The organism is Providencia sp. wls1916 (assembly GCF_009706585.1).
In the GTDB taxonomy this organism is placed as follows: Bacteria; Pseudomonadota; Gammaproteobacteria; order Enterobacterales; family Enterobacteriaceae; genus Providencia; species Providencia lanzhouensis.
On sequence record NZ_WLUL01000016.1, the window covers coordinates 44537 to 59149 of the forward strand.

Genomic DNA, 14613 nt, shown 5'->3' on the forward strand with positions numbered 1-14613 from the left:
CACTATGAATAAAGCAAGTAAATACTTTGATAATCTAAATCTCACTCAAGCAGTGGATAAGGTGCTGTTTTGCATCAAAACCAAAGGACCCGTTTCCACAGCAGTGATTGCCCATGACCTGGGTTTAACGGGGGAAGCAGCACGCCAGCATATCCATAAATTAACGTCACTGGGTCTGGTGGAAGGAGTTCAATGCACCGCACAATCTGGCGCTGGGCGTCCTCGGCAAAATTGGGTATTAACGGAACTGGGACATCAACGTTTTCCCGATACCCATGCTCAACTCGCTTTGCAGCTCATTGATTCAGTGAAAACCATTTTTGGTGATGAGGGGTTAGAAAAGCTGATTGAACAGCGAGAAGCGGAAAGTCGCAGTAAATATTTAGGGCGCTGCCAAGGGCTGCCATTAGAACAATGTTTAGCTGCACTCGCCGAGGTTCGTAGCGAAGAGGGCTATATGGCGAAGGTTGAGCAGGAAGGCGATAGCTGGTTATTTATCGAAAACCATTGCCCTATCTGCGCGGCGGCAACCGCGTGCCAAAACTTTTGCCGTTCTGAATTGGCACTATTTCGCGAAGTATTAGGGGAACAGGTGAATGTAGAACGGGAGCAATACCTGCTTGATGGTGCAGGGCGCTGTGTATATCGGGTTACTTTGAAAGGGTAGTCGGCGGCGTCGCTTTTAATTTTTTATTGGCTAACCACGCATAGGTAATTCCGGCGATGGCGTCGGCAATATGGGATTCTGTCGATATTTGTTGATGAACAGGCAATAACCCGCTCGCCATCGCGCCAAAATAGAACAGTACTAACAGGGCAATAATGATATCTAACAGTTTTCGGCGGAAAAAACCTTGGGCAATCAATAAGCCCCAAAGCCCAAAAATCCAGCCGCTAGCGCCAATGTGTAGCGCATTTCTGCCCACTAGCCAGACAATCAAGCCGCCAACCACAATAATAAACGCGCTGGCATAAGCATATTTTCGAATGGAATCATGCAGCAGCAGGGCGCTTAAAACCAGTAATGGCGGCAGATTACTCAGAAGATGTGCCCAATCACCGTGGATCAGAGGGGCGAAGATAATCCCCACCAGCCCGTGCAGTGTTCTTGGTTGGATGCCGAACCCAACAAGCGCGTAGCCACTTAAACTATTGGCGATTTGAATAGTGATCAGCAAACCCGCAAGGGTAATCAGTAATTTAATTCGCGGGCTTAGCCAAGTTTGCATTATCGATGTCCGAGAGATTGTACGCTTTCAACCAGTTGGGCGAGCTGAGTCACAACGCGGTCGCCCACATCGGCATTATCACCACCTAATGCTTTGTTACGCAAGAAATCTTTCTTGATTTGCTGCCAGCGTGCTGCATCTTTCTCATTCAGCCTTCCGCGTAATTCTGCCAGCTTCAATAAGTTCTCTTCAGCACCTGTCGTTAATAATTGCGCTTCCCCAAGATAATGGTCATCCAGCAATCTCTCTAATTCATCATCATTCATAACGGAAGAGACTTTCTCGCTGAGCTTGTTCATATTTCGGTAGCTGCCTTGCAGGCGGAATGCCGGCTCGGTTCGATATTTATCGGACTGTGCGGCACTGGCAATATATTGCTGGTTTACCTTCAGAACCACATCGCGCAGGCTGAGTAATCGGGAAATAACCGCAGTAATTTCATTTACTTCCGCATCGGAATACGGGTAGCTGAGTGCATTAGTGGAGACTGATTTGCCCATGGCTTTATCCACCAGCAAATACAAATCATTTAAATCGCGCAGCGCCAACGGTGCTAATACTGGGTTTGAGGTCAGGCTGTTTTCTATGTAGCTCAATGCAAAGGCATCATCCATCCCACCGAGCACTTCACCCAGGTTATAAATATCCGCACGGTTGGCGAGCATATCAGGGATACGGAACACTTCGCCAGATTCGGTATACGGGTTACCCGCCATGACAACACAGAATTTTTTACCGCGCATATCGTAGGTTTTGGTTTTGTCTTTCCATACCCCTTCGATGCGACGGGTTCCATCACACAGGGAGATAAATTTCTGTAAAAATTCAGGGTGAGTATGTTGAATATCATCCACATACAGCATCACGTTGTTGCCCATTTCGAGGGCGAGGTTTAGTTTTTCCAGCTCTTGTCTGGCGGTAGCATTCGGGGCTTGCTCTGGGTCGAGGGACAGCACATCATGCCCAAGCGCAGGACCATTAATCTTCATAAAGATCAAACCAAGGCGGTCAGCCGCGTACTCCATCAGGGTCGTTTTACCGTAACCTGGCGGGGAGATCATCAGTAACAAGCCCATTAAATCGGTACGCTTGTTTTCGCCTAGAGCGCCAATTTGCTTCGCCATGTTGTCACCGATAATCGGTAAATAGACGTCATTGATCAGCTTGTTACGCACAAATGAGCTCAGTGGCTTAGCTTTGAACTCATGAAGTTTTAGGCGGCTGCGCTCTTCACTCACAATGCGCTGACGCAGTGCTTGGTATTGACGGAAGGCTGGAATAAATTGCTTGCGCTGTTCGCGCATTCGACTGAAAAAGTCATCCAAACTTAACGAGAGAGTTTGGTTGTGGATTGTCGGGTGATCCCCCAGTAATCCAGTAACTTTAAAGTATAAATCGGCTTCGCTATAACGTGCCGATGCCATTTTATCTAAGATAATAATGGCGATGGCGCCTGGAATGTATGGACGTAAATGTGCAAATTCGTCAATCGAACACAGCCCTTGCAGCCAATTTTGCAACAGCGCCCAGCGCTGAGCATAGCGAGTGCCAAGGTTTTGCTGTGAATGATTGAAATCCAGCCACATATGGGCTTCTTCTAAGCGCGTTTGTAGTGCTGCCACTAAGTCCCGCGCATATTTGCTGTACACCAATTCAATCGGCGTTCTGGCTAACGCAAAACTGAGGTATTCCGCAGCTTGAGCTTGCTCATGAGCTTGGCAATTAATTGGATTATCTTGTAGGAATAAGCTGACATCTGCCTCGATCTCCGCTTGAAGATCTAAAAGGGCATCATCGTTATTGAATAGCTGGCGGATATTCATCGCGGTTCTGGCTCGTTCTGGCCATTGGGCAGGGTATTTGTTGCTTTGAATGTGATGCCAAAAAATCGCCGCAATGGCGCGAGCTGTTGGGTTGAAACGCAGTAAATCCGCGCTTTCACCAATCGGGATCAGCTTTTTCAATATCGCGATAGCGTCGTGGTCGTGGATCCCTTTTTCGTAGCCTTCTTTGTAGCGTGGAGCCGCAAAATCACGCACCAGTTTGTCGATTTTTTCAGGGGCAGACAGCGTACTTTTTAGGGTATCGAAATTCAAACCATCTTGGCGTTTTGCTGCGGCATAAATGATGGAATACGCGAGGTATTCAGCGCGATAAACGGTATCAGATTCGGATTCGAGGTTGGCTGTCCAATAAGGCTGCAACTGTGCAAGTTCGGCGTTCTCAATGGGTTCTTGGAAATCCGTTCCGGTGAGGTATACCCACAGCTGGTTATCTTTTGGCAAGATAGTCAGGTCAAGCTCTTGGGTGTTAACACTGAAACGGTGGCGACCCAGCTTAATAATGTTGCCGCCATCTTCAAAGATATCGGTTTTATCCCGCAAAATGCGAATGGCTTGGTCACGAGAGGCTTTGAGTCTGGCATCGATATCGTCAGCTTTGACGTTATCGTTGATTTCTCGTAGTTTCTCGATGATTTCACGGGTTTTTTGTGCGAGCGGGTCGGTAGCAAAAAACGCATTCAGTTCATCTTGGTTTTGCAAGCGTACAGTACGGCGTTGAAGGCTTTCTAATAAGCGGTCGGCGGCCGTTAATAAATTCTGCGAACGGCGCTGGCGGTCATCAATCAGGATTTGTTTATGGGATTCAAACGTTTCCAGTAATTCTTCGCGTTTTGCCAGAATATCATCAAGAAATTCATCGTGATGGCTAAACTGACTTTCTAGCTCTTCTAACTGAACCAGTAATCGGGATAACTGATCATCACAACGTTCTGGGTCAGTCGCGAGGGATAATGCGTTGGTGATACCTTGGCTAAATAGGCGGAACTGCGCCCCAAATTGCGCCACGCTCTCAATGCTAGTTTGAGATTTACGTTTTTGCTGCAAACGGGCGCGGGACTGGTTTAACTGGGCATAAATGTGCGAAATGGCATCGATGATATGTGTCTGTAAGGTGACATCATCAAAACTCAATGAAGCCATTAAATTAGAGAGCATGTCCAAATCCGCTGACATTTTTTCCATGTCATTCATTGGGACATCTAACTGCGCGCTGGTTTGTGCTTTTTCAATTAACTCTTCAAAGGTCGCGAGCTGAGTTTTAAACGGTTGCAGAGCTTTGTCGCTGGCAAGAAATTGCGCAGTGCCTTGGGAAACGCGTTGCTGTGCTTCGGTGATTTCATTTTCCATCTCACTGAGTTTTGTGAGATCCATATAGCGGAATTCTCGCAATGAAATCAGATGCCCTTGTTGGGCATTTAAGGCGTTTAGCCCATCTACAAATTGTTGAATATCTGTCCATCCTTCAGGCAATGTGAGGGACAGTAAGGAGCGTTGGCGAGTGACCGCTTCATTCATTGATTTGACGGATTGCTGGCGGATGCTTTCGACTTTCTCGTATTCGTCGAGTACCAACTCACTGGTTTGGGCGATCTCTTTTAAGAGTTTGCCAATACCTAAGCATTGGTCGTCATTAAACCAATAGAAAATATCCAGCAAGTTTTTAGGTTGCTGGCTGAGCTGTTCATAGCGGGAAACGGAAACTTGGTTGCCTTCAATCTCTTTGGCGACATGGAGAATTTCGGAGATCCCGCGGACTAAATCGGCATTACCGATACGCCCAAGAAACCCACCCCGTGGCGGCTGCTTATCGGCAAATTCGTCAGAATAGAATGGGGTTTGCCACACCTGCATAGGGTGAACGCGAGTGGCTTCGTCACCTTCCCCTTCGAACAGCACCATTTTGCCATCTTCGAGCATGGCATAACCATGACCGATTAATGGTACGGCAAGTTTACGTTCAATTAAATTGTAATTGAAAAGGGCGATACGACCTTGGTTCGGGGAATAAAACACATACAGCACATCTTCCCCGTTGGGTGAGCGGCGCAGACGACGAAAACGCATGCCATCCATTGGTTGCTCGAAGGTTTTGTACTCCCCGTTTTGCAGGTAGTAACCCCCTGGGAAGATAATTCCGTGATCTTCCGGCAACTGCACGCACGCTTGCCCGATGGCATCAATACGGTGAACGGTTTGATTCAGAATGTTGTAAACCAGATAGCGCCAGCTCTCTTCGCGGTATGGCAAGATTTTGAGTAAAATTAGGCTGCCAGTCTGAGCATATTCAATTTGGGCGTCATCGAGGGATTGGTTTTTATCGAGTACCGCTTCGCGGTATATGCCCAACCCATCTTCGGTATTATTTTCACATTTGATGGTTAGGTCGCCGCCGATGGTTTCCACAAAGACGGTATCGAGAATATTAATGTGAGGATAGCGTCCATTAACGGTATTTTCCCGCGTAGTACGTACCCATTCGAAATCATTGGTGGGGGGTAGGGCGATATCACGTTCACCCCGGTTATCGATGTATTCGATGCGGGATTTATCGCTGGAAATTGACCAGCGGAAAACACGCACGTCGGTTAACCGATCACCAATTTGGAAGCTGGCTAACAGCTTGCCATCACGCTCGACCAATTGCAGTAATTGCGTGTTTTTGTAATAGGTATATAGCTCAGTAAAATCCTGAACAAAGCGCGTATCATTGAGGAATGTCTCTTCGTAAGGGACAGAGATTACATCAAAATCACCTTCATTTTCAGTGAGTTGATATAAGGAAAAAACATCTTCAATGTGAGTTTCTTTTTTCAGACCCAGAAAAACGTTATAGCCAAATAGCAGCCAGTCACCGACACGGACAATGTCCCTTGCTTGGCAGTTATTTTCGGTACGAATACGGATACGCCCGATAATGTCCATCTGGCTTTGACCAAATTCAGTCAACCGGCTGTCGTTGAGTTGAGCTGCTTTTTGGTGAAGTTGCTGCCCTTGTTCGGTTAAGCGCTTGCGTAATATTTCGTACGCACCACCTTCCGCGACGGCACTGTCGAGAATTTCCTGTTCGCGATTCACATCTTGGGTTTCTGACATGTTTAACGAATTTCCTTGGTCTTAAAAAAAGATACGCTCATAAACCGCCAAGTTGCCTATGTGCTGCAACTTGGCGGGATGAGGTATAAAACTTACTTGAAAAGCCTGAATATTGATAAATTAGCTTTGGTTATCATCGTAAGACACAGGTTTGTTCACGATGTTTTTCGCTGTTTGTGGTGCGCTTTTTGCAGCCATAAAACCATTGATTAAATCTTTGACTTCAGGGTGTTGCAGTAAGGACGCGATATCAATTTTCTTCTCTTCTGTGACTCGATTGACTAACTTTTCAAGGTTATCTTTGGCAAAGCTACTTTTATCCATAAACCCATCAACGGCTTTACCCAAGCTCAGCGCTTTGGAGAAGGTGTTAAAGAAGTCGCCATCACCGCCCACAATTTCGATGTTGGTTTTGCTCAGTGCCGCAGCCAGGACATCCGCTTGCTCGCGAGCAATTTCTTTATTCGCTTCAATGGATGCCATGGATTGCTCGAACTCTTTCTCAAGGCGCATACGGAACTCTTCATGTGAACGAGCCGTATCACTGAGGTGATCCATAGATTGGAATTTATCAGTCAGACCGTCAGCTTCCGCTTTCAGACGCTGGCGAATCACTTCGGCTTGCGCTGCCCCTAATTGACCTTCACCGCGAGCTTGGGCTGCCAGTTTTTCTTCCAAGACTTTTGCATCTGCCAAGCCCAGTTTTTCTTTCGCGTTGGCTTGTTGTTCTTCACCACGAGCCTGCGCTGCCAATTTTTCTTCCAGAATTTTCGCTTCGGCAAAACCTTGCTGGCGTTCGGCGTTCGCTTTAGCTTCCATCACTTGCGCTTCGGTTAAGCCTTTTTCTTTCAGACCACGAGCTTCGGCTAACAGTTTTTCCGCGGTGATATTGGCTTGAACCAGACCTTCTTTCTCTTCAGCTTCGGCAGTGGCTTGGCGAACACGGGCTTCTGCTAAGCCTAATGCTGCATGTTCTGCTTCAATCCCTTCCGCTAAGCGTTTTTTGGCTTCAGCTTGTTTGGCGGAAGCTTCCAGTTCTGCTTGTGCCATAGTGCTGATTTCTTCTGCACGGTGCTTGGCACTTGCTTCATCGGCTTCGGCTTTTTTCACCTGGCGGACTAAGGCTTCTTCAGCTTCCGCTTGGGCGTTGATCACGGTGACTTGCTTCATACGCTCAGCTTCTGAAATTTCGCGGACTTCCTTGATACGTTCCTCTTCCTGCGCGACGGTTTTTTCGACGGCAACACGTTCGCGGATCACGTTAGAGATGTTTTTACGTTCTTCTTCTAGCGCTTTTTCTTTTTCAATACGTTGCAGCTCAACTTCACGTTCACGGGCGACAATTTCTAGCTCGCGAGCACGGTTGACACGCTCTTCTTCGATAGCCACGGCGCGGGTGCGGTTCTGTTGAGCCACTTCCACTTCACGCATGCGGTTTTCTTCACGAATTTCAATTTCTTGCTGAGTTTGAATACGCGCTTGCTCTGACTTGAGGCGCTCTTCTTCTTGAACGCGTAGGGTTTCAGCTTGTTCTCGTGCACGGATATTATCAATTTCACGTTTTTGACGGGCTTCAGCGTCGGCTTGTTGGCGCTCTAATGCTAAGCTCGCTTCGCGGGTTTCCACGTTTTTCTTTTTGATAGCTAACTCTTGGTCGCGCTCTTTTTGGTTAGTTTCGATATTGTGGATAGCGGTAATTTCAGTGATTTTGCGAATACCTTCGGAGTCGAAAATATTATTCGGATCGAGGGCAGATTTCGGCGTTTGTTCTAAATAGTCGATTGCTACGTCTTCTAGCGCGTAACCATTAAGGTCTTTACCAATCACATCAACAATACGGTCACGGAAGCTTTGACGGTCTTCAAACAGTTTGGCTAATTCTAATTGCTTACCAACCGTTTTCAGGGCTTCAGAGAATTTAGCGCTGAATAGGGCGCTGACGGCTTGATGGTCAGAGGCGCGCTCAACACCGATGGCTTTTGCTACTTTTAATACGTCTTCAGTGGTTTCATTAACACGCAGATAGAAGGCAACAGTGATATCTGCACGTAAATTATCTTGGCAAATTAAGCCGTCTTTACCACGGCGATCCACTTCCAGCGTCAGCAGCGAAATGCGCATAAACTCTTTCTTGTAGATAACGGGATACACTAACGCACCCGTGAAATGCACTTTTGGTTGTGACGACATGTCGTTGACAATCAGAGCGGTACCTTGAGGGACTTTGATGTAGAAGGCTTTAAATAAACCAAAGAACCCAAGAATGATGATGATCACTCCCCCAACAACCGTTAAAAAAGGCATGTATTCAGCCAAATCCATATTTCTTCTCCATGGGTTCTGACGATGTCGTCATTCTTTATTAATTAGCAAAGTAGGTAGTTTATTTTTTGTGTTTACTGCCTGAATTCGTTCTCGGTGACAATTTGGTAACTGTGGGATTGAGGGTCATAACTGATGATAACGACGCGATCCCCGCGTTTAATATTTTCGGCGCTAGGTGCTCTAACCTGCAAAATCAGCCCCGCACCGCCATCTTCTAAGGTGGCTTCCCCATTTTGTTCTGTGACAGTCCCTGAGCGCACGGTTGCCAATTTTCCCATTAGCTGATGAACCGTTTTGGGTTTATTAATATTAACCAGTCGGCTACGGATGGGTTTTAGGCAAATGGCGGTTAAGTGCAGGGAAATAAAGGCGGTGATCACTAGCGACGTGACTCCAACGGCGTAACGCAGCAAGGTCATATCAATAAAGCGTAGGAATAAATGCGCAGCAAAGTAACTAATCAGCCAGCCGAAGAGGGTGAATAGCGTCAAGATAATGGTGACGGGAATTCCGGCTAAACCAAGTTTTGTCAGCCAGCCGGCAAAGCCAGTGAGATCGAGGCCGTCAGCATCTAATTCGGTATCGATATTAAATAAATCAATATCTAACAGACCAAAAGCGGCACAAAGCCAGTAAAACAGGACAATAATCAGTAAACCGCTAAAGATAATGGTCGGGAAAGCCAAGCAATTTTCTAAAAACAAATTCATTTATTTTTCTCTTTAGTTAAGTGGCTGAATGTGACTTTAGCGGGTATCTGTCTGTTACGTGTATGGCCTTTAACTGTGTTTTTATCGCGAATTTATCTAAAAATGAGCAAAACCACGTTAATCATAAGCTCTTTTCGCGTTAACAACATAGGACTAGTCTAAGTCTAGTTTCTAGATTATCTCGCTGATTTTTATGGTTAATTTTCTGTTGTTAATCTGAAAAAGAAAAAAGATTTAACTTGTTGATTATTAGCCAATTTAATTAAAAATAACAAAGATGATAATTATTCTCAATTATATTTTGGTGATTTTGAGGTATTGGTCATCTCTACTCTCGATAAGTCGAAAGAGTAGAGATGCGATTGCGGAATAATGTGCGGAAAGAGCAGTTTGCGGACATTAAGTACGGGTATTAATGAGTGCGGAAAATTAATCGACCAGGTTCAAAAATGCAGCACCACGGGCACCACCAGAGGCACCATAACGGGCTTTTTCGATAACGGGCATTTTCGCAATACCATAAAGATATTGAGGTACTATTTCCGGTAATAGGCGATAAATTTCATCAAATTGTGACAAGCCGCCGCCAATCACCACTAAGTCAGGGTCAAAGACAGTAATAACTTGCCCCATAAACATCGCCAGCACCATCATATAGCGTTCAACATGCTGTTTCGCAGCGATGTCACCGTTGTGATAACGTTCAATAATCTCGATAGCAGAGCGTTTCTCACCGGTAAATGCGGCATAAATACGTTCGAAACCGGGGCCTGAAAGGTAGGTTTCAAAACAGGCTGTTTGACCGCAACCACAGACAATTTCAGGTACGGTGTCCCCGAGATATTTTGCAGCACGAACACTCATGTTCATGTGTCCGATTTCCCCAGCAATGCCATTTTTCCCTGATAAGACCTTGCCGTTGATGACGAAACCGCCACCAACACCAGTGCCCAGAATCAAACCTAACACGCTAGGGTAACGCTTGAATTCAGGATCCCACGCTTCTGATAAGGCAAAGCAGTTGGCATCATTTTCAACTCTAACGGGGCGATTTAACAGCTTGGTTAGGTCATGAATGAAAGGTTTGTATTGTGCGCTTGGGACATTGGTCGTAAATACCACGCCTTCTGCGTGATTGACGATCCCCGGAACACCAATGCCAATTTTACCTTGGCAGTTAAACTGCGCATCGGCTTCAGCCGTTAAATCACGAAAAGCATTGAGCAACGCGAGATAGTCATCTTTGGGGGTTGGAACACGTTTTTGCCACACTTGATTGAGCGCTTGGTCGAACACTGCTAATTCAATTTTGGTGCCGCCCATGTCAAAGCCGTAATACATTTCATCTTCCTCAAATTGGTCTATTTCATTAAATAGAAATGTATCTATTTGATAAATAATGACAGAGAGTCAGTAATGGCTTAAGTATACAAAAGTTTCCCAAAAAATGATTGCGGGATGATTTTAATTCGATTATTGTCATATCCCATGAGTGTAATATTATAACATTACATTGTATTTTATTTACATTAAATAGTTATTGGGAGTTACCGTGAAAGTCCTCAGCTCATTAAAAACCGCTAAGCAGCGCCATCCTGATTGCCAAGTTGTGCGTCGTCGTGGTCGTATCTACGTAATTTGTAAAACCAATCCTCGTTTCAAAGCCGTTCAAGGTTAGTATTCCGTTATTCTCTGTTTCTTCGCATCCTTGCTTTCGCCGTGGCAATTCATACTCCTTACCATGGCGTTTTTTTATATTGTTACAAACTCAAGCGTACTGTTTTTGATCTGCTCTCTTAACCATAAGGTTTTTGAGTTATAGGAATTACGTTTGTGCCACAGCATCAAAAAAGGGATTTCGAGCTGCTGGTAGAGAATGTCATCAACAGGAAGAGGAAGGCAGACTAAATCAAGGTTAAAATCATTAACATAGTGTTGGCAATAGCCCGGGGAGCTTGTAATAAGGTTATGGTCGGGGCGAGAAGCCATTAAGAGGGATTGTTCAAAGGTCGAAAAGGATAAATGGATTTGGCGATGTAACCCCATGGTTTCCAGTAAATCATCGAGCGCCCACGGAATACGGTTGCCAAATTCAGTGCTGATATGGGGATATTTCAAGTAATTTGCCAACGTCCATTCTTCTTGCAAAATGGGGTGGTCACTGCGGATAAACGCCAGAGGTTTATCGGTGAATAACACTTCGAAATTTAGAATATCGGGTAGTTGGCTTATCGACTCTCTAGATAAATGAAAACTTTCACGACCGACTAACCCAATATCGGCATCCCCCGCAATCAGTGCTGCCAACGAGTTATAATCCCAATCTCGTACAATGACCTCGGATTCTGGATATTGATTGAGGATATTCAGGGATAAATCATGGAGCATGATTAAGTTTAACGGTGCTTCCATCATTAAGCGGAAATTCATGCCTCGTGGTTTCTCGGTATCACGAATTTCAGCAATATAGTGTGAGAGATTTAAAAACTCAGGCAGTGATTTTTCAATGCGTAGCATGAGTGGGGTAGGAAGCAGCCCTTGTGGGCTGCGGATAAATAGAGGGTCATCAAACCATTGGCGCAGTTTAGACAACGACTTACTGACCGATGATGGGGTGATTGCAAGGCGTTTAGCTGCGAGACTAACACTGCGCTCTTCCACCAGATATTGCAGAATAACCAGTAAATTTAAGTCTAATCGATGCAGTTGCTTATTCACATGTAGCGACCTGTTGGTTGACTTGCGTGGTGGGCACTCTTAGCAACACCATGCCAATCATTCCCGCCGCAAGCAAGATAATTAACAACATACTGATTGATGGAACGCCCATCACACCCATCACCCAAATATACGCTGAGGCGCAGCTTAATTGTGAGATGGCCAATACAGAACTGGCAATACCCGCTTTTTGGGCAAATGGTGACAGTGCTTGGCTCATAATGATGCCAAACTGCATTGAGAAACCAATACCGCAGAAGGCGAAGACGATGTACAGCAGCGCCAAATGTGGGAGAGCCAGCAGATAGATGAAGAGCAGGATGCCATTAACTAGAAACAGGCTTAGGGCTGTGTTGAGCAAGGTATGGCTATTAAATGTCGAAATCAGTTTTGGCATCAAGAATGAGGTTCCCATACTCACCATCGCCAGTAAGGTCATGGCGGTAGAGTATTGGCCGGTTGTGAAACCGAGGTTTTCCATCAAGATAATTGGGGCGACGTTCACGTAAGTCAGGATCACGCCCATGCCGAAGCAGGAAATAATCAAGCGCGTGACAAAGAAGGTGCTAAATAGCTTTTCTTCTGTGACTGGTTGGGCATTCGATTGCATAGCTGGTGATGCTGAAGAAGGCTTAGTTTCTTTAATTGAGATTAAGCAAAATAGCATACTGATAACCGCATAACCCGCCATAAAGTAGAACATCACCGACCAATGGTGAATCAGCAAAATGGCAAATCCAATGACAGGCGCTAACACGGGCGCGATGCAGGTCACACCATTCATTGCGGCGAGCACTTTGGTGCGGCGCTGCGGTGTCAGTACATCACGCAAAATAGCGAAGGTCACGACATAACAGAAACCTGCGCCAATCCCTTGAAAGAATCGCGATACTAAGAAGGTATCAATGGCGGTGGCATTTCCGGCGATCACAGAGGCGATGGCAAATACCATCGTACCGACTAAAACGACAGGTTTTCGACCAATATGATCGGCACACCATCCGGCAATTAACATGGTGGATGCCATACCCGCTAAATAGATAGAAAATGCCACATGGAGCTGGCTTTCATTGGCATTTAAATCGGCGGCAATATAAGGAATACCGGTTAAATGGAGGTCAACGCCCAAAGGATAGATAAGGACGATCCAGAAACTGAAAAGGACATATTTGGTCATGAGATACGCTACTTTGTGAGGATTAACTCGCTAATCTTAATGGGGTTGAATGATGGAATGTATGGATTAATTGGAAAATAGTATTTTCCAAAATGGAAATTATCAACCAATAAGTTTTTACTAATTATTAGCGTCATTACTAATCTTCTTGCTATTAGTGATGAAATTCACTTGCACACTGGTTCATATTTTGTCACGTTTAATACGGTTGATTGATGATTTCTGAATTTTATCTTTCCGAAAAATTTCCAGCTTCGATTGGCAAAGTGAAAGTCGAGGATAGAAATTTTTTGGGTGATGTATGTAAACAGACAGGGTGAAGAGAATGAAAAATGTAGGGTTTATTGGCTGGCGCGGAATGGTCGGCTCCGTATTGATGCAAAGAATGGTAGAAGAAGGGGATTTTAACGTTATTCACCCGGTCTTTTTTACCACCTCCCAGCATGGGGCTGAGGCGCCTGTTTTTGGTGGTCATCGCAGCACGTTGCAAGATGCATTTGATATCGATGCACTGAGCGCACTGGATATTATTATTAGCTGCCAAGGCGGCGATTATACCAATGAAGTGTATCCAAAATTACGTGAAGCGGGCTGGAAAGGTTACTGGATTGATGCCGCGTCTGCACTGCGTATGAAAGACGATGCGATTATTATTTTAGACCCAGTGAACCATCAGCATATCCAAGACGGCTTAAATAAAGGCATTAAGACCTTCGTCGGCGGTAACTGTACGGTGAGTTTAATGCTGATGTCGTTGGGCGGTCTGTTTGCGAATGACTTGGTTGAGTGGGCTTCCGTGGCTACGTATCAAGCAGCATCCGGTGCGGGTGCACGCAATATGCGTGAGCTGTTGTCACAAATGGGTTCTTTACACGCACAAGTGGCGAAAGAGCTGCAAAACCCGGCATCAGCTATCTTAGAAATCGAGAAAAAAGTCACAGACTTTACGCGCAGTGGTTCCATGCCTACGGATGCGTTCGGTGTTCCGCTAGCGGGCAGTTTGATCCCGTGGATTGATAAAGCGTTAGAAAATGGTCAAAGCCGTGAAGAGTGGAAAGGGCAGGCGGAAACCAACAAAATTCTGGCAACAGGCAGCAATATTATTCCGGTTGATGGCTTATGTGTTCGTGTGGGTGCATTACGCTGCCATAGCCAAGCGTTCACGCTGAAACTGAAAAAAGATGTGCCACTGAACGAAGTGGAGCAATTACTGGCTTCCCATAATGAGTGGGTGAAAGTGGTACCGAATGACCGTGAAATCACGATGCGTGAACTGACTCCTGCGGCAGTGACGGGTACTCTGAGCACGCCAGTAGGGCGTCTGCGTAAGTTGAATATGGGTCCTGAGTACCTCTCAGCCTTTACCGTGGGCGATCAGTTACTGTGGGGGGCTGCGGAGCCTTTGCGCCGTATGTTGAGAATTCTGCTGTAGTTCGCTTCTCTTAACAGGCAGAAATAGGTATGGCACCAGAGTGATTAAACGCTCCGGTGCCATTTTTTATTATGCTAATGTTTGC

At 45.7% G+C, this 14613-nt stretch carries 10 protein-coding genes; 3 read left to right on the forward strand and 7 right to left on the reverse strand.

Going from position 1 to position 14613, the window contains the following annotated elements; genetic code table 11:
• Positions 1 to 4 precede the first annotated feature (4 nt).
• Complete coding sequence (locus tag GKR61_RS11195) at positions 5 to 667, forward strand: helix-turn-helix transcriptional regulator (protein WP_036950643.1); 663 nt, start codon at positions 5 to 7, stop codon at positions 665 to 667.
• Here the strand turns inward: GKR61_RS11195 and GKR61_RS11200 are convergent.
• From GKR61_RS11200 to nagK, 5 genes are all read right to left on the reverse strand, one after another.
• Positions 651 to 1229 carry a rhomboid family intramembrane serine protease gene (locus GKR61_RS11200; protein WP_154639772.1) on the reverse strand — a complete coding sequence of 193 codons (579 nt, stop codon included), beginning with the start codon at positions 1227 to 1229 and terminating at the stop codon, positions 651 to 653. The two genes, GKR61_RS11195 and GKR61_RS11200, sit on opposite strands and share 17 nt — an antisense overlap.
• A complete protein-coding gene (locus GKR61_RS11205; protein ID WP_154599600.1) occupies positions 1229 to 6166 on the reverse strand; it encodes a DNA repair ATPase in 4938 nt (1645 codons plus the stop codon). The genes GKR61_RS11200 and GKR61_RS11205 overlap by 1 nt, the downstream gene beginning before the upstream one ends.
• Before the next feature lie 120 nt (positions 6167 to 6286).
• Positions 6287 to 8488 (reverse strand): flotillin family protein, encoded by a 2202-nt coding sequence (locus GKR61_RS11210; RefSeq protein WP_036950649.1) that lies wholly within the window; start codon positions 8486 to 8488, stop codon positions 6287 to 6289.
• A 74-nt stretch (positions 8489 to 8562) separates the two neighbouring features.
• Positions 8563 to 9201 (reverse strand): OB-fold-containig protein, encoded by a 639-nt coding sequence (locus tag GKR61_RS11215; RefSeq protein WP_036950652.1) that lies wholly within the window; start codon positions 9199 to 9201, stop codon positions 8563 to 8565.
• Between the two features lie 429 nt (positions 9202 to 9630).
• Positions 9631 to 10542 (reverse strand): N-acetylglucosamine kinase, encoded by a 912-nt coding sequence (nagK, locus tag GKR61_RS11220; protein WP_154639773.1) that lies wholly within the window; start codon positions 10540 to 10542, stop codon positions 9631 to 9633.
• A 211-nt stretch (positions 10543 to 10753) separates the two neighbouring features.
• On the opposite strand from nagK, the gene ykgO reads away from it, so the two are divergent.
• On the forward strand, positions 10754 to 10879 hold the full coding sequence (gene ykgO, locus GKR61_RS11225; protein ID WP_006660624.1) for a type B 50S ribosomal protein L36: 126 nt from the start codon (positions 10754 to 10756) through the stop codon (positions 10877 to 10879).
• Positions 10880 to 10953: 74 nt separating this feature from the next.
• Here ykgO and yidZ read toward each other — a convergent pair whose 3' ends face one another.
• On the reverse strand, positions 10954 to 11919 hold the full coding sequence (gene yidZ, locus GKR61_RS11230; protein WP_336426621.1) for an HTH-type transcriptional regulator YidZ: 966 nt from the start codon (positions 11917 to 11919) through the stop codon (positions 10954 to 10956).
• Positions 11912 to 13096 carry an MdtL family multidrug efflux MFS transporter gene (locus GKR61_RS11235; RefSeq protein WP_036950659.1) on the reverse strand — a complete coding sequence of 395 codons (1185 nt, stop codon included), beginning with the start codon at positions 13094 to 13096 and terminating at the stop codon, positions 11912 to 11914. Before GKR61_RS11235 ends, yidZ begins: the two co-directional genes overlap by 8 nt.
• Positions 13097 to 13421: 325 nt before the next feature.
• Here GKR61_RS11235 and asd point away from each other — a divergent pair, with 325 nt between their 5' ends.
• Positions 13422 to 14528: an aspartate-semialdehyde dehydrogenase gene (gene asd, locus GKR61_RS11240; protein ID WP_036950661.1), complete on the forward strand. Its 1107-nt coding sequence runs from the start codon at positions 13422 to 13424 to the stop codon at positions 14526 to 14528.
• The last annotated feature ends 85 nt before the right edge of the window (positions 14529 to 14613 follow it).